At 69.7% G+C, this 21,066-nt stretch carries 21 protein-coding genes; 17 read left to right on the top strand and 4 right to left on the bottom strand.

Annotation, left to right across the window (positions count from 1 at the left end; all coding sequences use genetic code 11):
* The first annotated feature begins 140 nt into the window (after positions 1 to 140).
* The 3 genes from SYV04_RS27390 to SYV04_RS27380 all read left to right on the top strand — a co-directional run bounded on the left by SYV04_RS27390 (position 141) and on the right by SYV04_RS27380 (position 4,841).
* Complete coding sequence (locus SYV04_RS27390) at positions 141 to 2,411, top strand: kinesin (RefSeq protein WP_321548870.1); 2,271 nt, start codon at positions 141 to 143, stop codon at positions 2,409 to 2,411.
* Between the two features lie 101 nt (positions 2,412 to 2,512).
* Complete coding sequence (locus SYV04_RS27385) at positions 2,513 to 4,492, top strand: CARDB domain-containing protein (RefSeq protein ID WP_321548869.1); 1,980 nt, start codon at positions 2,513 to 2,515, stop codon at positions 4,490 to 4,492.
* A gap of 91 nt (positions 4,493 to 4,583) precedes the next feature.
* On the top strand, positions 4,584 to 4,841 hold the full coding sequence (locus tag SYV04_RS27380; protein ID WP_321548868.1) for a GlsB/YeaQ/YmgE family stress response membrane protein: 258 nt from the start codon (positions 4,584 to 4,586) through the stop codon (positions 4,839 to 4,841).
* Positions 4,842 to 4,856: 15 nt separating this feature from the next.
* Here SYV04_RS27380 and map read toward each other — a convergent pair whose 3' ends face one another.
* Positions 4,857 to 5,630 carry a type I methionyl aminopeptidase gene (map, locus tag SYV04_RS27375; RefSeq protein ID WP_321548867.1) on the bottom strand — a complete coding sequence of 258 codons (774 nt, stop codon included), beginning with the start codon at positions 5,628 to 5,630 and terminating at the stop codon, positions 4,857 to 4,859.
* Between the two features lie 137 nt (positions 5,631 to 5,767).
* On the opposite strand from map, the gene SYV04_RS27370 reads away from it, so the two are divergent.
* From SYV04_RS27370 to SYV04_RS27350, 5 genes are all read left to right on the top strand, one after another.
* Complete coding sequence (locus SYV04_RS27370; protein WP_321548866.1) at positions 5,768 to 6,046, top strand: LysR family transcriptional regulator; 279 nt, start codon at positions 5,768 to 5,770, stop codon at positions 6,044 to 6,046.
* Positions 6,047 to 6,209: 163 nt separating this feature from the next.
* On the top strand, positions 6,210 to 7,067 hold the full coding sequence (locus SYV04_RS27365; RefSeq protein ID WP_321548865.1) for an FKBP-type peptidyl-prolyl cis-trans isomerase: 858 nt from the start codon (positions 6,210 to 6,212) through the stop codon (positions 7,065 to 7,067).
* Positions 7,068 to 7,216: 149 nt separating this feature from the next.
* Positions 7,217 to 8,242: an aldo/keto reductase gene (locus SYV04_RS27360; RefSeq protein WP_321548864.1), complete on the top strand. Its 1,026-nt coding sequence runs from the start codon at positions 7,217 to 7,219 to the stop codon at positions 8,240 to 8,242.
* 166 nt (positions 8,243 to 8,408) lie between these two features.
* Positions 8,409 to 8,870: a hypothetical protein gene (locus tag SYV04_RS27355; protein WP_321548863.1), complete on the top strand. Its 462-nt coding sequence runs from the start codon at positions 8,409 to 8,411 to the stop codon at positions 8,868 to 8,870.
* Between the two features lie 19 nt (positions 8,871 to 8,889).
* Positions 8,890 to 9,246, top strand: a complete 357-nt coding sequence (locus tag SYV04_RS27350) for a glutaredoxin (protein WP_321548862.1) — start codon at positions 8,890 to 8,892, stop codon at positions 9,244 to 9,246.
* A 2-nt stretch (positions 9,247 to 9,248) separates the two neighbouring features.
* Here SYV04_RS27350 and SYV04_RS27345 read toward each other — a convergent pair whose 3' ends face one another.
* Together SYV04_RS27345 and SYV04_RS27340 are read right to left on the bottom strand one after the other, a co-directional pair.
* Positions 9,249 to 9,752: a hypothetical protein gene (locus SYV04_RS27345; protein ID WP_321548861.1), complete on the bottom strand. Its 504-nt coding sequence runs from the start codon at positions 9,750 to 9,752 to the stop codon at positions 9,249 to 9,251.
* A 535-nt stretch (positions 9,753 to 10,287) separates the two neighbouring features.
* Positions 10,288 to 10,875, bottom strand: coding sequence for a CAP domain-containing protein (locus tag SYV04_RS27340; protein WP_321548860.1), 588 nt, complete (start codon positions 10,873 to 10,875; stop codon positions 10,288 to 10,290).
* A gap of 112 nt (positions 10,876 to 10,987) precedes the next feature.
* On the opposite strand from SYV04_RS27340, the gene SYV04_RS27335 reads away from it, so the two are divergent.
* From SYV04_RS27335 to SYV04_RS27295, 9 genes are all read left to right on the top strand, one after another.
* Positions 10,988 to 12,568: a R3H domain-containing nucleic acid-binding protein gene (locus tag SYV04_RS27335; RefSeq protein WP_321548859.1), complete on the top strand. Its 1,581-nt coding sequence runs from the start codon at positions 10,988 to 10,990 to the stop codon at positions 12,566 to 12,568.
* 75 nt (positions 12,569 to 12,643) lie between these two features.
* Complete coding sequence (locus SYV04_RS27330) at positions 12,644 to 13,411, top strand: VOC family protein (protein WP_321548858.1); 768 nt, start codon at positions 12,644 to 12,646, stop codon at positions 13,409 to 13,411.
* Positions 13,412 to 13,538: 127 nt separating this feature from the next.
* Positions 13,539 to 14,342: a cyclase family protein gene (locus SYV04_RS27325; RefSeq protein WP_321548857.1), complete on the top strand. Its 804-nt coding sequence runs from the start codon at positions 13,539 to 13,541 to the stop codon at positions 14,340 to 14,342.
* Positions 14,343 to 14,392: 50 nt separating this feature from the next.
* On the top strand, positions 14,393 to 16,648 hold the full coding sequence (locus SYV04_RS27320) for an ATP-binding protein (protein ID WP_321548856.1): 2,256 nt from the start codon (positions 14,393 to 14,395) through the stop codon (positions 16,646 to 16,648).
* A gap of 11 nt (positions 16,649 to 16,659) precedes the next feature.
* Positions 16,660 to 17,484, top strand: a complete 825-nt coding sequence (locus tag SYV04_RS27315; protein ID WP_321548855.1) for a CheR family methyltransferase — start codon at positions 16,660 to 16,662, stop codon at positions 17,482 to 17,484.
* A 109-nt stretch (positions 17,485 to 17,593) separates the two neighbouring features.
* Complete coding sequence (locus SYV04_RS27310; protein ID WP_321548854.1) at positions 17,594 to 18,499, top strand: hypothetical protein; 906 nt, start codon at positions 17,594 to 17,596, stop codon at positions 18,497 to 18,499.
* A gap of 32 nt (positions 18,500 to 18,531) precedes the next feature.
* Positions 18,532 to 18,897, top strand: a complete 366-nt coding sequence (locus SYV04_RS27305) for a hypothetical protein (protein WP_321548853.1) — start codon at positions 18,532 to 18,534, stop codon at positions 18,895 to 18,897.
* Positions 18,898 to 18,928: 31 nt separating this feature from the next.
* Positions 18,929 to 19,507: a hypothetical protein gene (locus tag SYV04_RS27300; RefSeq protein WP_321548852.1), complete on the top strand. Its 579-nt coding sequence runs from the start codon at positions 18,929 to 18,931 to the stop codon at positions 19,505 to 19,507.
* Positions 19,508 to 19,545: 38 nt separating this feature from the next.
* Positions 19,546 to 20,679, top strand: a complete 1,134-nt coding sequence (locus SYV04_RS27295) for a S1 family peptidase (RefSeq protein WP_321548851.1) — start codon at positions 19,546 to 19,548, stop codon at positions 20,677 to 20,679.
* Here the strand turns inward: SYV04_RS27295 and SYV04_RS27290 are convergent.
* A complete protein-coding gene (locus SYV04_RS27290; protein WP_321548850.1) occupies positions 20,648 to 21,037 on the bottom strand; it encodes a hypothetical protein in 390 nt (129 codons plus the stop codon). The genes SYV04_RS27295 and SYV04_RS27290 overlap by 32 nt on opposite strands.
* Positions 21,038 to 21,066 lie beyond the last annotated feature (29 nt).

Here is a 21,066-nt window from a genome sequence, read left to right as displayed (position 1 = left end):
GTGCCGCCTGCGAATGGATTGGTCAACCCCTTGGAATTCCTGAGGGATTTGTTACTTTATTGGTACTCGCTTCCGAGGCCGGGTTGCAGGCCCGCACGAGGCGTGAATTCCGAAAAGAGTTGTGGTGGGGTGCCGCGCCCATGTCCGCGCCCCTCGTGTATCGCCGCTATGGCGGCTCGCTCCAAGTCGACATCCCCACCTTTGATGCCCTCGTCGAGGCCATCCGCATTCCCGAGACGCAGTGGATGGCCACCGCGTGCCCGCTCTCGGGGTTCAACTGTGACGCGCGCTTCCTGGCCTTCCTGGACGGCGACGCCAACGGCCGCATCCGCGTCGCCGAGGTGCGCGCCGCCGTGGAGCACACCGCGAAGCTCCTCCAGTCCCGCAAGGGCGTGGATGCCCGGAGTGATGTGCTCGAGCTGGAGGCGCTCTCGCCGGAGGGCGCCAAGGTGCGCGCCGCCGCCCTGCGCATCCTCGCGGTGCTGAAAATCTCGGAGACGGGCCGCGTCTCCCTGGCGCAGGTGCGCGCCAGCGAGCAGGTGCTGCGCGATGCGGGCGTCAATGGAGACGGCATCGTCGCGCCGCCCTTCCTCCCGGAGAATGTGCGCGCCCTGGCCTCGCGCATCATGGCCGCCTTCCCCGAGGTGAAGAACCGCGCGAGCCAGGCCGGCATCGACGCGCCCATGCTCCAGCGCTTCCGTGAGGCGCGCACCGCGCTGCTCACGCACATGGGGCAGAAGGACGCCTTGCACCTCTGGGGCGAGCCGAGCATGGAGCGCGCCCGGCGCATCCGCGAGGTGAAGCCGTTGCTGGATGAGTACTTCCTCCAGTGTCGGTTGGTGGCCGCCCAGCCCGAGGCCGCCGCGAGCCTCAAGCTGCCCGCCGGTCGGGTGGAGGGCATGCTCGGAGACAGCGCCGCCCTCCTGAAGGGCGTGGCCGTGCTGCCCGTGGCTCCGGTGGATCCGGCCGGGGTGCTCACCTGGGCCCGGCTGTATCGCGGGCCGGCCTTCGAGGCCCTGGAGGCGTTCCGCAAGGACGTAGCGGCGCCCCTCACCGGCGACGCGCAGCACTTGAGTGACGCCGCCTGGAAGGAGCTGTCGTCCCGAGCCGAGGCGCTTCTGGCCTGGCAGGCCGGCTTCGAGGCCAACCCCGTGCGCGGCATGCTGGCGGAGCTGGCCTCCCTCTCCGACGCGGACCTGGGCACCCTCGAGGCCGCGTGCAAGGCGGACCTGGCGCTCAAGGAGGAGCTGGACGCCATCACCGAGCTGGAGCGCTTGTTGCTCTACCAGCGGTGGTTGCTACCGTTCGCCAACAACTTCATCAGCATGCCGGACCTCTATACCCCCCGGCGCAAGGCGCTCTTCGAGAAGGGCACGCTCATCCTCGGCGGACGCAAGTACACGCTGGCGGTGCTCGCCGCACCGCGAGACGCGCACATCGCGCTGACGAGCCAGGGCACCACCTGCGTCCTCTACGTCAAGGTGACTCCCAAGGAGGGCGGAGATGGCTACGAGGTGGCCGTGCCCGTCACCCGTGGGCGCAGCGACCACCTGGAGGTCGGCAAGCGCGGCATCTTCCACGACGTGGACGGCAAGGAGCACGACGCCATCGTCACCCATGTCATCCGCCAGCCCGTCTCCCTGTGGGAGGCGATGACGCAGCCCTTCCAGCGCATCGGCCGCTTCATCTCCTCGAAGGTCGAGGCGATGGCGAGCTCGGGGGACAAGGCATTCGAGGCGCAGCTGGAGAAGGGGTACGCGCACTCCACCGCCGTGGTCACCACCGCGGGGGCTCCTCCGGCTCCGGCGGCGGCTGCTGCTGCTGCGCCTCCGGCCCAGCCGGGTGGCCTCGCCGGGCTCTTGGCCGCCGGTGGCATCGCCTTCGCGGCGGTTGGCTCGGCGCTGGCCTTCATCGTCGCGCAGACGAAGTCGCTCACCCTGGTGGACATCTTCTCCGCGGCCGTCGTCATCGCCGCCATCGTCATGCTGCCGGCCGGGTTGTTCGGGTGGCTGAAGCTGCGGCGGCGCAACCTCGCGCTGCTGCTGGAGGGCTCGGGGTGGGCGCTCAATGACCGGTTGATCCTCTCGCGCGACCTGGCCGCGCTCGTCACCCGCAAGCCGCGCCTGCCCAAGGGCTCGCGAATCGATCGCACCGACAAGCTCCGCTCGACCCTCGTGGACCTCCAGGATGAGGAGGACGAAGACAGCGAGGAGGGCATGCCGGGCGCCGTGAAGGTCCTGGTGGTGCTGGCGATCCTGCTGGCGGTGCTGTGGCAGGTGCGAGGGCCCCTGGCCCGATTCGCCTGTGAGTATCAGTGGTTGTCCGCCGAGAGCTGCGGCGCGCTGCTGCCGGTGGTGCCTCCCAAGCCCGAGGCTCCCGTTGCCCCCGTTCCGCCTACACCAGCGCCCTAAGGGTGTTCACCGGTAGATACGGGACTTTTGTTTAAGCTGGATTTCCTGGGAAAGGAGATCCAGTATTCCGTCCCAGCGGATCTTTTCGCTGGGAGGGGCTCTTGAAGGCACAGCATCGTCAGCGCTGGCTGAAGCCCCTGCTGGTGGCGGGAGGGATGCTGGCGGGGTGTGGGCGGGGGAATGTGGGGCCGGCGGAGCTCTTCCTGGACTCGATGCTGAGCGCGGTCACCTCCTCCCAGGCGCCGGACCTGTGGGTGTCCTCGGTGGGAGGGCCGCTGAGTACACCGGCGCCCACCGGCTACTTCGTCACCGTGACGGCGTGCAACCAGGGCACGGTCGGTGTCAGCAGCACGGTGAGTCTCTACCTGTCGGAGGACACGCGCATCGCCGCCACGGACAGCCTGGTGGGTAGCGCGCCGACGGGGATGCTGCACCCCCAGCAGTGCGCCACCCTGCATGTGCGGACCGAGGGCGCGGTGAGTGGGGCCAGCGGTCTGCTGTACGTGGGCGCGCTGATCGACCCCGGCAACACGGTGGAGGAGTCCACCGAGACGAACAACAGCCGCGCGGGCACGCGGATGGCCATTGGCTCGGGCGCGGACCTCACGGTCGCCGAGGTGAGCGCGCCCGTGAGCCTCCTGCCTTCGGGGGCGTTCCAGACGACCGCCACGGTGTGCAACACGGGCACCGCCAGCGCCTCGGCCACGGTCGAGGTCTACCTCTCAGACGACGCCGCCTTCTCGCCCGAGGACACGCGGGTGGGTCGCGCGGCGACGCGCATGCTGGAGGGCGGGCAGTGCGCCGCGCTGGCGATTCCCTCCACGGCGAACGTGGCGGAGGGGTCCTGGTACGTGGCGGCGCGGGTGGCGGGGGCGCCTGGGGTGGTGGATCTCGTGGAGGGCAATGACGTCCGGGTGGGCAACCGCGCGGTCGTGGGCCATGGGCCGGACTTCACCGTGAGCGCGGTGAGTGGGCCTTCGCGGCTCCCGGAGGACCCCTCGGAGACGCTGAGCTTCAACGCCACGGTGTGCAACCAGGGCACCGAGAGCGCCGCGCCGCAGGTGGAGGTCTATCTGTCGGCGGACTCCGCCCTGAGCGCCACGGATACGCGGGTGGGCAGCGCCTCGGTCGAGACCCTGGAGCCGGGGCAGTGCGCTTCGGTGACTGTCAGCGGCGCGCCCGGCGTGAGCAGCGGGCTGTGGTACGTGGCGGCCTGGGTGGACCGCGCCGAGGGTGTGCGGGAGCTGCTCGAGGACAACAACACCCGGGTGGGCCAGCGGCAGTCCCTGGGCCGCGGGGTGGATCTCGTCGTCGCCGAGGTGCGCGGCCCCGCGAGCGCCGTCTCCGCGCAGCCGATGAAGGCCACCACCACGGTGTGCAACCAGGGCACGGCGTCGAGCCCCGAGGCCAGCGTGGCCCTCTTCTTGTCGTTGGATGCGTCCATCTCCACGGCGGATCCGTACCTGGGGAGCGCCCAGGTCCCCGCACTGGGAGCGGGCGAGTGCGCGCCGCTGGAGGTCTCCGGCCTCGTCAACGTGCCGAGCGGCTCGTGGTACGTGGGCGCCTACGTCGACAGCGCGCAGGGTGTGGTGGAGCTGTCCGAGAACAACAACCTCCGGGCGGGCAATGTGCTCGGTGTGGGGGATGGCGCGGATCTGGTCGTCTCTCGCGTCACGGGGCCGGACAAGCTCCAGGGCGGGCAGCCGGTCACGGGACAGGCCACCGTGTGCAACCAGGGCACTCAGCCTGGACGCGCGGGCGCCCGGGTCGGTCTGTATCTGTCGCGGGATGCGGCGATCATCGCCTCGGACATGCTCCTCGGCGAGGTGGTGCTGCCCACGGTGGGAGTCGGGCAGTGCGTCGCGGTGTCCGTTCCCGGGGGTGTGCAGGTTCCCGAGGGCACCTGGTATCTGGGCGCGATCGCTGACCTGAGCGGCGAAGAGGTGGAGCTCATCGAGGACAACAACATCCTCGCTGGCGGCACCCTCACCGTGGGCAACGCCCTGGACGCCACGCTGGCGGCCGCCCATTCGCCCAGGCCATCTTCCCGGGTGTCCGGCGCACACAACCAGGATACGTAGTTCCGCGCTGGGACGCAGTGGGGCAGACTCCGGGCCTTGTTGAAGTGAAAGACCCGCGCGGTCTGCTCCGCGCACGTGAGGAGACTCCAAGATGGGGCTGTGCAGCTGGATCGTCTTCGGCTTCGTCGTGGGCCTGATCGCCCGCTTCATCATGCCGGGCCAGCAGAAGCTGGGCATCATCCGCACCACCCTGCTGGGCGTCGGAGGCTCCTTCATGGGCGGCTTCCTCGCCGCGCTCCTCTGGGGCGGCAACTGGCGCAGCCCCTCCCCCGCAGGCTTCATCGGCGCCATCATCGGCGCCGTCGTGCTGCTGATGATCTCCGAGACGCTCTTCTCCCGCCGCCGCTGAGCGCGGCCGTGCCGCTCACGCGCTGGCGGCCCCGGGGTCCAGTCGCGTGAGGACCTCGCACCCCTCCCGCGTCACCAGCACCGTGTGCTCGAACTGGGCCGACAGGCTCCCGTCCTCTGTCACCACTGTCCACTTGTCCGGCAGCAGCCGGATGCCCGGACGCCCCAGGTTCACCATCGGCTCGATGGTGAGCACCATCCCCGACTTCAGCGTGATGCCCGTCCCCCGCTCCCCCACGTGAGACACGTGCGGAGGCCCGTGCATCGACCGGCCGATGCCGTGCCCCCCGTACTCGCGCACCACGCTGCAGCCCTCCGCCCGCGCCAGCTCTTCAATCGCCGCGCCGATATCCCCCAGCTTCGCGCCATGGCGCACCACCGCCACCCCCGCATCCCGGCACCGGCGCGCCACGTCCACCACGTGCCGCGCCTCCGCCGACACCTCGCCAATCAGGAACGTGGCCGAGGTGTCCCCGTGGAACCCGTTCAGGCACGTCGTCACATCCACGTTGATGATGTCCCCCGGCTCCAGCCGCTCGTCCTTCCGCGGAATCCCGTGGCACACCACCTGATTGCGGCTCGTACACACCGACGCCGGGAAGCCGTGGTAGCCCAGCTGGCTCGGTGTCCCCCCGCGCCGCGCCGTGTCCTCCCGCACCCACGCGTCGATGTCCGCCGTCGTGATGCCCGGCGTCAGCCGCCCCGCCACCCAGGCCAGCGTCCCCGCCGCCGCCTGCCCGGCCAGTCGCAGGCGATCAATCTCGGTCCCCTTCAGCAGTGGAATTCCCATGCGAGGCAAGGTGGCACCGGCCCTCGTGCGGCGTCCAATGCTGTCTGGGTATCGGGTCCGTCCCTCGGTGAACACCGCCCCGGTCCACCCAGGCCGCCAGTTCACGCGCCCGGGGATCCGCGCTACCCTTCCGTACCGTGAGTCTCACGCACATCCAGTCCTTCGTCGCGGTGGCCGAAGAGGGCCACGTGGGGCGCGCCGCCCGCCGGCTCCACCTCACCCAGCCCCCGCTCAGCCGCCACATCCTCGCCCTGGAAGACGAGCTCGGCGCCCAGCTCTTCGAGCGCACCCCTCGGGGCATGCGCCTGCTGCCCGCCGGCGAGGCGTTCCTCCAGCACGCGCGCCGCATCCTCGCCGAGGTGGACGCCGCCGTGCATACCGTGCGCGGCGTCGGTTCCGAGCGCTCGGAGCCGTGATGGTTGGGGGCCCAAGGCTCCGCCGGGAGGGTTCATCCGCCTCCAACGGGGTGGGGAAGCGCCCCAAAGACTGACGGAAAGCGCGAGAAGGGGCCCGTTCTGTAGTAAGTGGCCCCTTGCGAGGGGGCGTCTTACGGCCCCTGCTGCAAGGAAAGGCGAAGACATGCGGAAACTCTGGGTATTGGCGGTGGCGCTGGCCGTTGCCGGCTGCCAGAAGCCAACGGAAAACAAGAGCGCCGAGGGCGGCGCGAATACGGGTGCCACCACGACGGGCACCAGCACGGGCGCGGCCACCGGTGCCGCGGGTGACCCGCAGACCGAGGATCAGAAGACGCTGTACGCGCTGGGCCTGTCGATCGGCCGCAGCGTCGCGGTGTTCGGCCTGTCGCCTCAGGAGCTGGACTTCGTGAAGGCCGGCATCACCGCCGAAGTCACGGGCCAGAAGGCCGCGGTGGAGATCGCCACCTACGGGCCCAAGATTCAGACGCTGGCCGTCAACCGCCAGTCGGCCAAGGCCTCCGCCGAGAAGGAGAAGGGCAAGGCCTTCCTGGAGCAGGCGGCCAAGGAGCCGGGCGCGGTGAAGACCGAGTCGGGCCTCATCTACAAGGAGACGCAGGCGGGCACGGGCGCCGCGCCCACGCCCACCGACATCGTGCGCGTGCACTACAAGGGCACGCTCATCGACGGCAAGGAGTTCGACAGCTCCTTCAAGCGCAACGAGCCGGCCACCTTCCCGCTCAACGGCGTCATCCGCTGCTGGACCGAGGGTCTGCAGAAGATGAAGGTCGGCGGTAAGGCCCGCCTGGTGTGCCCCTCCGAGATCGCCTACGGCGATCGCGGCGCCCCGCCGGACATCCCGGGGGGTGCCACGCTCATCTTCGAGGTGGAGCTGCTCGAGGCGACGAAGAACCCGTCGCCCACCCCGCCGATGATTCCCATGAACACCCCGGGCGTGCCCCAGGGCGTCAAGCCGGGCTCGCCCCCGCCGGGCGGGCAGAAGGCTCCGCCGCCCACGAAGTAGTTCATCGGCGCGCTCTGGCGCTCCCCAAGACCCCCGGTCGGACTCCCAACACGGAGCCCGGCGCGGGGGTCTTTCCTTGTGGCGAGGGGCGCTTGGGCACGTTAGGCCCACGGCCTCGCGGCGCATGCCGCCACCACGGAGGGAGAGCCATGGAGTACCGCAAGCTGGGACACAGCGGCCTGAAGGTGTCGAGCCTGTGCCTGGGGACGATGACGTTCGGCGAGCCGACCGAAGGCTCGATGATGCACGGGGTGGCGACCGACGAGAAGACGTCCTTCGCCATCATGGACCGCGCGCTGGAGGCGGGCATCAACTTCTGGGACACGGCCAACGTCTACGGCAACGACGGGCTGACCGAGAAGGTGCTGGGCAACTGGTTCGCCCAGTCCAAGCGGCGCGACGAGGTGGTGCTGGCCACCAAGTTCCGCTTCCGCATGGGCAAGGGGCCCAACGACACGGGCGCCTCGCGCTATCAGATTCGCGCCGCGGTGGAGGGCAGCCTGCGCCGGCTGCGGACCGACCGCATTGATTTGTACCAGGTCCACATGCAGGACATCGACACGCCCGAGGAGGAGACGCTCCGCGCGCTGGAGGACCTGGTGCGCCAGGGCAAGGTGCTCTACCTCGGCGCCAGCAACTACGCCGCCTACCGGCTGGTGGACAGCCTGTGGACGAGCAAGAGCCAGCACCTCTCGCGCTTCATCGCCCTGCAGGCCCAGTACAGCCTGGTGGTGCGCGAGCTGGAGCGCGAGCACGTGTCCGTCTGTGAGCAGTTCGGCCTGGGCATCCTCCCGTGGTCGCCCCTGGCCGGCGGCTTCCTGTCGGGCAAGTACCGCAAGGGCCAGCCGCCGCCGGACGCCTCGCGCCTGGCCAAGTGGAAGGATCGGCTCTCGGGCTTCGACACCCCTCGGAACTGGCGGATCCTGGAGGCCGTGGACGCGGTGGCCGCCGAGCTGAAGGCCTCGCCCTCGCAGGTGGCCCTGGCGTGGCTGCTGCGCAAGCGCGCCGTCACCTCCGTCATCTTCGGCGCGCGCACCGTGGAGCAGCTCGAGGACAACCTGAAGGCCGCGGAGCTGAAGCTGGACGACGCTCAGTTCAAGCGGCTGGACGAGGCGAGCGCCCTGGAGCTGGGCTACCCCTACGACTTCATGCAGCGCGTCCAGGGCCGCTGGTAGCCGAGCGGGTGGGAGGAGTGGCGTGAAGCTCCTCCCACTCTGTCCTTTGCTGGGCAGATTGATCCGCCACCACCCCACACGGTGGTGCCCCAGAGCGCTTTCTGCGGGCCCCCCACTTGGAGACTCGCGGGGCATTCCTAGATTCCCGGGAGTCATGGGGGAAGCCATGAGCGCGACCAAGGAATGGACGTTCGGGACCCACCACGCACGTTGGGAGAACCCGGATCTGCTGCGAGTCACCTTCCGAGGCCCCACGCGGGTCGAGGATGTCGACAACCTCTTTGCCATCTACCGGGCGCTGGTGACCGAGCGTCCCATCTTCGTCATCGCTGACATCTCCCGGTCGACCATCGACAAGGCGGCCCGGGAGCGCTTCTCCCACACCATCCGCGCCGAGTGGTTCCACGGCATCATCTACGTGGGCGCCGACGCGCTGCAGCGCGCCATCACCAAGGCCATCGTGCTGGCGCTGTACCTGGCCGGCAACTGGCGGGTGGACGTGGAGTTCGCCGACACGGAGGAGGAGGCGATGGGGATCATCTCTCGCATCCGCCGCGCCCGGGGGGTGGAGCCCCGGGAGGTCTCCGCCACGCGCGCCCTGATGGAGGAACCGCGGGCCCAGGCCTGAGTTGCTAATGTCGGGCCCCATGGCACGTCTGACGCTTTCGCAGGACAAGGTCTCTCCGGCGGTGCAGGAGGCGGTGGGCAACCTCCACCGCGCCGTCGTGGAGAAGGTGGCCGCCACGGTGGCGAGTGACAGGGTCGTCGTGGTGGGGATGGCGCAGAACACGTTCGTGAAGCGGGCGCGCAAGCTGCTGGACGAGCAGGGCATCGCGTTCACGTACCTCGAGTACGGCAGCTACTTCTCGATGTGGCAGGCGCGGCTGGCGCTCAAGCTCTGGGCGGGCTTCCCGACGTTCCCGATGGTCTTCATCGACGGGACGTTGATCGGCGGCTTCACGGAGCTGCGAGCGCTGAAGGAGCAGGGCAAGCTGACGAAGTGAGCTCACGTTGTCGTGCGCGTCTTCGGTTGAGCGATGCCAGCCGCCTCTACGATGCGCCGCGCATGTGTGATGGCTTTGAGCCCATCTCTACGCAAAAAGTGACTCTTGCGCAGGCGAAGGAGCTTCTGCTCCGCATGGGTCAGCATGGCGAACGCCTGTCGGGCCTGCCTGGGGAAGCGCGGCAACGCCTGGGCAAAGAGACACGCGACATGGACGAAATCCCCCAGGTCCGCGAAGCCGAGGCGCTGGCAGCGTCGTAGCAAGGGACCAAACTCTTCCCAGGATGCGCGTGCCATATACGCCTCGGTGAGCACTTCCTTGGCGGTGATTTGTTGAAGGTGCAGGCGTTCGGCGGGTGTCCTCGTCTCGCGCAGCAGCGCCTTCTCCTGCTCCAAGACGGCGAGCTTGTAGTCCTGATAGGGAGCTTTCGCTTCGATCAGCTTCAAGAAGAGCTGCTCACGTCGTTGCGCGATGCTGTGCCACCACTCCTTGCGTGTGACTCTCATGGTCATCCACCTGGACACGGCTTGTCGTTGGCTTCTTCTGGCCACGCCCCAATGCGACGGCACAGCTCCCAACAGGCCTGGCACTGGCTCTCGCTGAACTTGCGACCCCATCTCTCGCCCTGTGCCGAGTGCTTGCACTCAACGTAGTGATCGCGGCATCGCTCGTTCCACTGCTCTTGCTCTTCGGGGGTGGGGAGGGGCGGAATGAGCGGCTCTGGGTCCTTCTCGGGATGGGGCTTGGGGCGGTTCTTGGACTTGGGCGGAGCCTTGGGGCCTGCCATCCCCGTGCAGCGCTCCCAGGCGCCAGGATGTTCCTTGAGGCAACAGGTTTCCGTGTCGTCACCCGGTTGGCACCCCAGCCCGTTCAAGCTGCATCCCACCAGGTTCAGCAGGGCCGTGGCGAGCAGGAGAGCAAGGCGCACGGCAAAGCATCGAACGGAGCGCATCCGGTGCATGAGCTTCCCCCCTGTCCCAAGGGCAGGTCCGTCTTGGGCTCATGGCACTTATCGGGGTATGCGGCGTGCGAGTTGCGCGCTCAGTAGGGTCGCTGTCCGACGAAGTTGCCCGGGGGCGAGTAGTTGCACACCCAGAACTCCCACCGGGTGAAGCCCTGGAAAGGAGAGTTCTTGTCGCAGAGCTTCATGGCGCAGCCCACGTGCGTGGTGTTCCTCCAGACGATCTGCGTGTAGTGGCCGCACTGCTTTCCCGGAGCACAGGCATTCAGCCCGTAGTCGTACGAGGCGGCCTCGGCGGCCCAGTTCGTCACCACCCCCGTGTTGCTCAAGCCTCCCTGGGTGGCAGCGGCGATGTTCTCGCCGAGGTTCCCCCGCTTGGAGTTGTGCTCGAACTTGCACTGGTCCGCCCACGCCTGGGCCGTCGTGGCGGCATTGACGGACCACGCCAGCGGGGCCAGGGCAGGCACGGGCGCGGGCGAGGCGGTGGCGCGAACCTGGTTGTGCGCGGCGAGCATGTCGCGAGCGAGCGGGCTCTGCTCGGACGGGTCCTGCACACCTCCATCCGTCAGGGTTCCACCATCCGGCTCTGGCGACGCCTCGCCGAAATCACACCCGGCGAGCCAGGAGCACAGGAGCATCGGGAAACAGCGTGCGAGGAGATGGCGCATGGGCGGATTATCCCCCGAGCGGAGCCAGGAGGGGGAGGGCTCGCCCGCCTGCCTGGGAGCACTTTCCCGTGCAGGAGCCTGGCCCCAGCCCCATCTTCCGAGAGGTCACTCTATGCAACAGACGCCCGTCGAGCCCGATGACGACTTCCAGCTCCTGGTGGACGTACTGCCCGAGCCGCTGAAGGCCACGGTGAGGGCCCTGCCCCCGGGCGAGGTGCTCGAGGTGGTGATGGACCTGGGGCGGCCTCCCGAGGCGCGGCTGGTCAACGGCTCTCAGCGTCTGCGCGAGCAGCCCGTAGCGGCCACGGAACTGGAGCACGTGCTGTCGCAAGTAGGGCCGCCCGGAGAGGACAACCGGGCGGGCATCGAGCGCACGCTCCACCGCGTCTCGGCCATCCGCAACCGAAAGGGGCGCGTGGTGGGGCTCACGCTGCGCGTGGGGCGCGCGGTGTTCGGCACCATCGACATGCTCAAGGATCTCATCGCCACCGGGCGCAACGTGCTCCTGCTGGGGCGGCCCGGCGTGGGCAAGACGACGAAGCTGCGCGAGGTGGCACGCGTGCTCTCCGACGACCTGCGCAAGCGCGTGATGGTGGTGGACACCTCCAACGAGATTGGCGGCGACGGCGACATCCCCCACCCCGGCATCGGCGGCGCGCGGCGCATGCAGGTGTCCAGGCCGGACCGTCAGCACGACGTGATGATCGAGGCGGTGGAGAACCACATGCCCGAGGCCATCATCGTCGATGAAATTGGCACCTCGGCGGAGGCGTCGGCGGCGCGCACCATCGCCGAGCGCGGGGTGCAGCTGGTGGCCACCGCGCACGGCAACACGCTGGAGAACCTGGTGCTCAACCCCACGCTGTCGGATCTCGTGGGCGGGGTCCACACGGTGACGCTGAGCGACGAGGAGGCACGCCGGCGCAACACACAGAAGACGATCAGCGAGCGCAAGGCGCCGCCCACCTTCGACATCGTGGTGGAGATGGTGGGCCGGGACGAGGTGCTGGTACACCCGGACACAGCGGAGGCGGTGGACCGGCTGCTGGCGGGCCGCGACGTGGGAGGCGAGCGCCGGAGCCTGGACGGAGGCGAGGTGAAGGTGGAGGAGGTGCCTCAGTCGACGGCGCCCCTGCCTCCGCCCCGCTCCAAGGCGGCCCCGGCGGCCCCGGCGCCCAACACCGGGCCCATGCGCGTCTATGCGCACGCGGTGAGCCGAGACCTGCTCGACCGCGTCCTGCGCGAGCTGAAGGCGGACGCGAAGGTGGTGGGGCGGGTGGAGTCGGCGGACCTCATCCTCACGCTGCGCTCGCGGGCGAATGACCCTCGGATGCGGCGCATCGTGGAGCGCACGGGGGCGCGCGTGGAGGCCATCAAGCGCAACAGCACGGCGGAGCTGCGGCGGGTGCTGCGCGCGGCCTTCATGATGGTGGAGGGGGTGGACGAGGAGCAGGTGCGCGAGGCAGTGGCCGAGGCCGAGCACGCCATCCAGCGGGTGCTGAGCGAGGGCGTGGTGGTGCCGCTGGCCCCTCGGTCTCCCCGGCTGCGCAAGCTGCAGCACCGGCTGGTGAGCCGCTACCACCTGGAGACGGTGAGCCATGGCAGCGAGCCGGTGCGTCACCTCATCATCTACCCGCTGGGCGCCGAGGTGGACGCCGCGCTCCAGGAGAGCGAGGCCGAGGGCACCGCCTGAGCGCGAGAGAGGGTTGTCCCCGACGCACAAGGTCTGCTACCACGCACCCTACCTATTACCCACGGAGGGGTGCCGATGAGCGAGAAGCGTTTCACACCGGGGCGCGTGACCTGGCGCGAGCTGATGACGTTGGACAGCCAGCGAGCCAAGGCTTTCTACGGCGAGCTCTTTGGCTGGACGTTCGTACCGTTCGACCTGGGGCCCGATGGCGGCAACTACGAGGGCATCAAGCTGGGCGAGAAGCTGATCGGCGGCATCTGGGAGATCCGCAAGGGAGAGTCCCCGACCTCGATCTTCATGAGCTACGTGTCGGTGAAGGACGTGGACGCGGCGGCGAAGCGGGCACAGGAGAACGGGGGCCAGGTCGCCCACGGTCCGAAGGACATCCCGAACATGGGGCGCTTCGCCGTCCTCATGGACTCGGACAACGCGGTCATCATCGCGTACCAGGATCTGAACGGCGACCCGGAGCCGGCGATGCCGAAGGCCGGCGAGTTCTGCTGGGAGACGCTGAGCACGAATGACGTGGAGCGGGCCAAGGCCTTCTACAGCAAGGTCTTCGGCTGGCAGGCGCGGAGCTTCCAGGGCGGCATGAGCGTCTTCGGCGTGGATGACACGCCGGAGGGGGCGGTGGCGGACATCGAGAAGGCCCAGAACATGCCGCCGCAGTGGTTCACCTATGTCGTCGTCGATCGCATCGAAACCGCGCGGGACAAGGCGGCGAAGCTGGGCGCGCAGGTTCTCGTACCGCTGGTCGAGGTTCCCAACATCGGCCGCATCGCGATGATCGTCGACCCGACAGGCGCTCCGCTCGGGCTTTTCGACCACGGCGGGAAGGCGTAGCGCCGGGGCCGGAAAATCCCCGGGAGAAGCGGCCTCCGCGCCAACATCGCCAGTCGGAACGGGCTCCGGGAGCGTCGAACGTCAGGTACCGTCGGGGCGGTTCCACCGTCCCGACGAGGTTCTCCGCATGAAGACCGGATACAGGAAGCTCCTGCCGTTCCCCATGGCCTTGCTGCTGGGCGCATGTGCCACCTCGGGCACCGCCCATCGCGAAGCCCCAGCCGACTGGCTCGCGCGCGCCCGGGTCATCGATATCGGCCACCCGCTCACCTCGGACATGCCCGTGTTCCCAGGAGGCACGCGCCTGGGAGTGAAGGTACAGGGGACCGTCGAGCGTGACGGGTATTTCATCCGCCAGCTCGAGCTCGGTGAGCACATCGGCACCCATGTGGACGCGCCGGCGCACTTCGCCACGGGCGCGGCTCCCGTGGACAAGCTCTCGGCGGATGTTCTCCGGGGCCCGGCCGCCGTGGTGGATGTCACCGCGCAGGTGGCCAGCAACCCGGACTACGAGGTGACTCCGGCGGACCTCGAAGCCTGGGAGCGCCAGCATGGCCCGCTGCGGCCCGAGCACGTGGTGCTCATCCGCACCGGCTGGGCCTCGCGCTGGCCCGACGAGCAGCGCTACCGCAACACGGATGCGGCCGGTGTCATGCACTACCCCGGCCTCTCCGTGGCCGCCAGCCGCCTGCTGCGCGAGCGCAAGGTGCGGGGCATCGGCATCGACACCCTCTCCACGGATCCGGGGCCCAACGCGACCTTCGAGCAGCACCGGGACTTCCTGCCGGGCGGCGGCTACCACATCGAGAACCTCGCGGATCTCTCGGCGCTGCCCGCGACGGGGGCCTTCCTCGTCATCTCTCCGCTGTTCGTGAAGGACGGCAGCGGCGCCCCGGCGCGGGTGTTCGCTTTCCTCCCTCCGTCAAGCTGACCCAAGGTGAAGGGGGGGCGGCTGGTGAGAGGGGAGGGGCTCAAAGGACAATGGCCCCTCCGCCTATGCCCTCCATCCCTCGCCCACACACGTCCCTGGCCCGCTCCACGCTCATCTCCATGGGCGTGCGCATCGCGGCCATCATCGCGCTCGCTACCTTCTTCAGCTACCTGCACCTGGTGAGCACGCTGCGCACCGAGGCGCTGACCCAGCTGGAGCGCCACGTCCACGAGCGCCTCCAGCGCGAGCAGGGCATCTTCATATTGGCCGAGGACAACCACGGCCTGCTCAACAAGGCCCTGGCGGAGAAGCTCCAGAGCACGCCGGGGCAGGACGTGGACGCCCGCTTCGACAGTCTCTTCGTGAAGTTCCCGGACGGTACCGTGCGCAACCGGCCGGAGACCTTCGATGGTACCCGGCAGCCAGCGGTGGTGATTCCCCAGGGCGTTGCGCTGGGCGACGAGCTGCGCTGGCGCATCCTGGCCTCCTATGACGTGCTGACGCAGTACGGGCCCGCCTTCCACTCGCGCTTCACGAACACGTACATCACCCTGCCCGAGGGGCCCCTGGTCCTCTTCTGGCCCGAGAGCCCGAATTGGTACAAGGAGGCCGAGTCCACCTTCACTCCGCTCACGCTGGAGTTCATGGTGCTCAGCTTCCCCGCGAACAACCCAGCGCGGGAGACACGCTGGTGTGCCGCCTACCCGGACCCTGTCGCCCGGAGCTGGATGGTCTCGGTGTCCACGCCGCTGGATGTGGGCGGACGTCACATTGCGACGATGGGGCACGACGTGTTGCTCGCGGAGCTGATGGACCGCACCGTCAACCAGCACCTGCCCGGCGCCTACAACGTCCTCTTTCGCGATGACGGGCAGCTCATCGCCCACCCGGACCTGCAACTGGAGGGGGCCACCGAGAGCTACAACCTCCTGCAGCCCAAGCCGCCCGCGGGTGCCGGGGCCAGCGCCCTCGACTCGGAGGAGCGGCGCGCCCACCTGCGGGTCATCTTCGAGCGGGTGACGCGCCGGGATTCCAAGGAGACGGTGCTGGAGCTCCCCGAGTCCGGGGAGTACCTCGCCGCCGCGCGGCTGCGGGGCCCGGGGTGGAACTTCGTCACGGTGCTCCCGGAGGCCGAGGTGACGCGGCCCGCGCTCCAGGCCGCGCGCTACGTGCTGCTGTTCGGCGTGGCGTCACTGCTCTTGGAGCTGGCCATCATGTACTGGGTGCTGAGGCAGCACATCACCCGTCCGCTGCTGGCCTTCACCGAGGCGACGGACCGGGTGGCGAAGGGGGACTTCCATGTGCGGCTGGACACGGCGCGTGGGGACGAGCTGGGGCAGTTGGCCAGCGCCTTCCGGTTGATGGCCGACAAGGTGCAGGAGCGCGAGGAGGCATTGCGCCAGGCGAACGAGGGGCTGGAGCAGCGGGTGGACGCGCGCACCCGCGAGCTCAAGGAGGTGAACCGCAAGCTGGTGGATGTGGCGCGGCGGGCGGGCATGGCAGAGGTGGCCACCAACGTGCTGCACAACGTGGGCAACGTGCTCAACAGCGTGAACACCACGGCGATGGTGGTCCGGGAGCGACTGGAGGCGCTGCGCCTGGAGCAGGTGAGCCGGGTGGCGGCGCTGCTCACGGAGCACCAGGCGGAGCTGAGCACCTTCGTGAACCAGGACGAGCGCGGGCGCAAGCTGCTGCCGTACCTGGGGGAGCTCGGGCGGAACCTGGAGCAGGAGCGCGAGGGGCTTCGCGTGCTGCTCGATGACATGGATCGATACACCAGCCACATCGGCACCATCGTCAACCAGCAGCAGAGCTACGCTCGCTCACCCCGGCTCATCGAGTCCGTTGCGGTGGCGGAGTTGGTGGAGGATGCCCTGAACATCAACTCCGCCACGCTCAGCCGCCACGAGGTGAAGGTGGCGCGGCGGTTGGAGCCCGTGCCGCTGGTGGTGACGGACAAGCACAAGGTGGTGATGGTGCTCACCAACCTCATCAGCAACGCCAAGGATGCCATGCATGCGGTGGAGCGGGAGCAGCGGTGCCTGACGCTGAAGGTGGGGCACGCCTCCTCCGCGCGCATTCGGATCGAGGTGTGTGACCAGGGCACGGGCATCGCGCCGGAGCTGCTCACGCGCATCTTCGAGCACGGCTTCACCACGCGCGAGGACGGGCACGGCTTCGGCCTGCACTTCAGCGCCCTGGCGGCCGAGGAGCTGGGCGGCTCGTTGCGAGCCCACAGTGACGGGCCTGGGAAAGGAGCCACCTTCATCCTGGAGCTGCCCCTGCAGCCGCCGGCGGGCAGCTGAGGGCACGAGCCATGACCGACCGCGAGTGCGTGGAACTGCTGCAGTGGGCCGCTCCCCGGCTGCGGCTGCGCTGGGACGGCTTTCGCCGGGTGCGAGGGCAGGTGTGCAAGCGCATCAGCCGTCGGGTGAAGGCGCTCGGGCTGGAGGGCGCTGCCGCCTACCGAGCACGCCTGGAGGCGGACCCCGCCGAGTGGGCCGTGCTCGACTCGCTCTGCCGCGTCACCATCTCCCGCTTCTATCGGGACCACCACGTCTTCGACGTGCTGCGCGAGCAGCTCCTCCCCGCGCTCCTGCGTGATGCGAAGGCCCGTGGCGAGACAGTGTTCCGAGTCTGGAGCGCCGGCTGTGCCTCTGGCGAGGAGCCCTACACCGTTGCCGTCCTCTTTCACCTCGGCCTCGCGCCTCAGGTGCCGGGGCTCCGGCTGGAGCTCCTCGCCACCGATGCGGACGAGGCCCTGCTCGAGCGCGCCCGCCGGGGCTGCTACCCCTCCGGCACCCTGCGCGAGCTGCCGCCCGAGTGGGCCTCCCAGGCTTTCACGCTCACGCCCGAGGGGGAACAGTGCCTCGCGCCCGAGTTCCGCCAGGCGCCCACCTTCCAGCGCCAGGACCTGCGCGCGGAGATGCCCGACGCTCCCTTCCACCTCGTGCTCTGCCGCAACGTGGCCTTCACGTACTTCGCGCCGCCGCTCCAGCGCGAGGTACTCGCCCGGCTCGTGGAGCGCCTGGCCCCCGGAGGCCTGCTGGTCATCGGCGGGCACGAGTCCCTCCCCGAAGGCCCCACCGGCCTGGAGCGCGCCGCCGGGCCGCTGCCCGTCTTCCGCAAACCCGGAGGATGAGGGGGCGTTGACGCACCCCGACTTGCGCACTCCCTGATACATCCGCTACACGTGACTACCCGCACTTTCTCACATTCCGAGAGAGCCTGGGCCGGGAGGGTCTCGTCGTATGAGAAAGATGCTTGGAGCAGTGGTGGCAGTGGTGATGTTTGCCTGTGGCAGCCCGAGCGGCACGTCGGTGGAGCCGGAAGGCGCACAGCCCTCGGAGGGCTTGTCGCTCACAGTGGCCCAGGGCACCACACACGGCACCTTCCGCGCCGAGGGCCAGGACGCGACGACGCTCTCCTCGCGCGAGGTGGAGCCGGGCGTGTTCCGCATCGAGGTGAGCCTCAACGGCCTGGCGCTCACGGCGCTGGTGGACGCGGAGAACGGCGTCTCCACGCTGGATGGCTTCGCGGCGGGCAACGGGCAGAACACGCAGCTGACGGACGAGGACCGCAAGGTGCTGGAGGCGGTGTCCGCGGCGCTCAACGCGGAGCTGCCGGCCGGTGACGCGGCGACGCCCGAGAGCAAGTACCTGCGGCGCATGGTGAGCCTGTGGGCGCAGCACCCGAGCACGGTGGCCATGCAGCGCACGGTGATGGGCGAGCAGGGCCGCGGCTACACCATGCTGTGCAGCTACGCGAAGTGCAACGGCAGTTGGACGGGCAGCTGCGGCGGCTCCTACAACTGGTACTCGTACGCCAAGCACGACTGCAACAAGGGTGGCTTCGACCTGGCCATCAACCAGCAGATCGCCCAGCTTGGCGACCACACCTCGTGCAGCGGGGATGAGTTCTACCTGAGCGCTGGCGTGTGGAAGTGCGGCGAGCCGGACCACTGGTCGCGCCCCAAGGTGATGGGCAACTGCTTCGGGCGCTGCGGCGGCGGCTGCGGCGGCGACACGCAGTACACGCTGGACGCCACCAACCACGACGGCTGCGTGCGCAACGGCCACATGCTGGCCAGCGGCTACTGCGACGACCAGTTCGTCTCGGCCACCGACGACGAGATGTTCGCCGGCAACTGCTACTGACGCGCGCCATGGCTCGCTCTCCAGGAGGTAGGGTGGCGAGGGCCTCGGGGCTCCTGCTGGCGCTCGCCACGCTTGCCTGCTCCTCCCCGGCCGAGAAGAAGACCCAGGCGGCGGAGGCGTCCGTGCGGCGCTTCTTCGCCGCGCTGCCGGACGGGGACTGCGCGGTGCTCGGGCCCTTGCTGGCCACGGGAGGGAGCGCCCAGCCCTGCGCGGACACGGTGCGGGAGCTGAACGCGCACGGCTTCGAGCTGGTGGAGGTGGTGGGCGCGGAGGTGGATGGGCGCTCCGCCGACGCGGTGCTCGTCCGAGCGAAGGTGGCTCGGGATGGGGCCGTGCGCGAGGAACCCTTCATCCTCCGTGTGGAGCTCCAGGACGGCGGGTGGAAGCTTCGGCTCTGAGTCTGGGATACGCTTCGCGGGCCTTCCCGCCATGAACGTTTCCCCTCGACTCCTCCTCCCGATTGCTGGCGCCGTGGTGCTCATGGGGGCCGTGCTGGGCGTGGCGCTCTGGCCCGCACCGGCCCTGCCGCCGGATGCTCCGGAACCGGTGGCTCCCGTGGCGCCTCCGACTCCGGGAGCGACACCGACCGTGCGGACCCCCGCGCCCGCGCCGCGTGTCCCCGCGCCGCCCTCCGTGCCGACGCCTGCGGCGCCAACCGCCGCGGTGCCGCCGCCACCGAACGCTACGGTGGTGCCCATCCGACCGGGCGACGTCGTGCCCGAGCCCGAGTCCGCCCACCCACTGCCGCAGGTGAATGACGCGATCGAGCCGGAGCAGCCGCAGACGGCGCAGTGGAAGCTGGAGAAGACGAAGCGCATCACCCTGCTGCTGTCCCGGGACGTGGAACGGCTCACGCGGGAGCGAGACGCGGCGGCGCAGAAGGGCGACGAGCGGGAGCGGCAGCGGCTGGACACGCTCATCCGCCGGCACCAGGACCGGCTGCGCCTGCTGAAAGACGAGGCCGCGAAGCACTCGGCCGCGGCGGACCTCGAGCCGCCCACGCAATGACGCCACGGGGGGCATGCCCCGCATCCTTTATATGCGGGATGTGGCTCCTGAGCGTGGCCACGGGCTGCGCCCCCACGGTGGAGCCCGCGACACCGGCCACGGTGACGCAAGAGGTGGTGAACGGCGAGGACGCGCCCGGAGACGCGGCGGTGGTGGCGCTGGTGGCGCGGCGGACGCGGTGTACGGGAGATCCGCTGACGCTGCTGTGCTCCGGAGCCCTCATCGCGCCGGACGTGGTGCTCACGGCGGCGCACTGTCTCGATGTCTTCGGCACGGAGGGCCCCTACGAAGTCTTCTTCGGCGCGGAGCTGCTCCCGGAGCCCCAGGGGCGCTTCGTCCAGGTCGCGCGAGCGGTGCGGCATCCGGACTACGTGCCCGCCACCCACGCCTTCGACGCGGCGCTGTTACGGCTCGCCACTCCAGTCTCCGTGACACCGCTCCCGTTGCCCGAGCCGGGGCGCTTCACGCTCGCTCCTGGTGCCTCCGCGCGGGTGCTCGGCTTCGGGGACACGAAGGATGCCCAGGCCCCCGCGGGCCGCCGTCGCCAGGGTCGGCTCACCGTGACGGAGGTCGCGGCCAGTGCCTTCCAGGCGGGCCCCGCGCCGGCGATGAGCTGCGTCGGGGACAGCGGAGGCCCCGTGCTCGTGAGCGACGGCACGCGCGAGGTGCTCGCCGGCATCACCGCGAGCGGGGACGTGGCCTGCCGCGCGCAGGCCTTCAACGTGCGCGTGGACGCGCTCCAGGCGGGCTTCCTGCATCCCTTCCTCTCTGAGTCGCCCGAGCCTCCCGGTGCCACGCTGCCGCCCGAGGCCCTTTGCCGCGAGACGTGTACACGCGACACGGACTGCCCCTCGGGCCTCACGTGCGTCTCCCTGGAGGGCGCGCCGGGCCGCTGTCTCCTCCCCGCGCTCCAGGAAGGAGACTACGGCGCACTCTGCACGGACGACGCCTCGTGCGGCACCGGGGGATTGTGCGCGCGGCTCGAGCCCGAGGGCGCCGAGGCCTGTCGCTGCTTCACGCCCTGCGTCACGCCCGTGGCTCCCGAGGCGGGAGGCTGCGCGAGTACGCGAGGCCCAGCACTGCTCGGTCTGCTCACGCTGGCGGGGGGGCTGCTCCGGCCCCTCCGTCTCCGCGTCCGCCCTAGCGCGAGAGCTTCCGGCTCGGCCGGGTGAGCTTCTTGCTCGCCTTCAGGGGCGAGGCGTCACCCCGGCCCGTGGTGCGCTTGCGCGTGCCTTCCTTGCGGTAGCCCGCGGCGGCCTCCGACGGGAGCGTCTTGCGGCGCGAGGTGCTGCTGCCCAGCTCTGGCAGTGGCAGCTTGCGGCTCTTGGCCGTCAGCCCTCGGCCGGGGGGCCTGCGCGGACTGACGCTGCGGTCCGAGAACTCCACTTCGCCCAGGTCCTTGCCTCCCTTCTTCTTTGCCTGGTGCGAACTCATGCCCTCGGCCACGCCCACATCCGTGGCCTTGAGCGCCATCGTCGTGCCCTTCTTCTTGGCGGATTTCGCCCGAAACGCCTGTGTCTTTTCTGGCATGAGACCTCCCAGCGACTCAGTTGGGGATG

Source organism: Hyalangium ruber (genome assembly GCF_034259325.1).
Classification (GTDB): Bacteria; Myxococcota; Myxococcia; order Myxococcales; family Myxococcaceae; genus Hyalangium_A; species Hyalangium_A rubrum.
The sequence above is the reverse complement of the archived record's forward strand: the minus strand, read 5'-3'. Positions and strand labels throughout refer to the sequence as shown.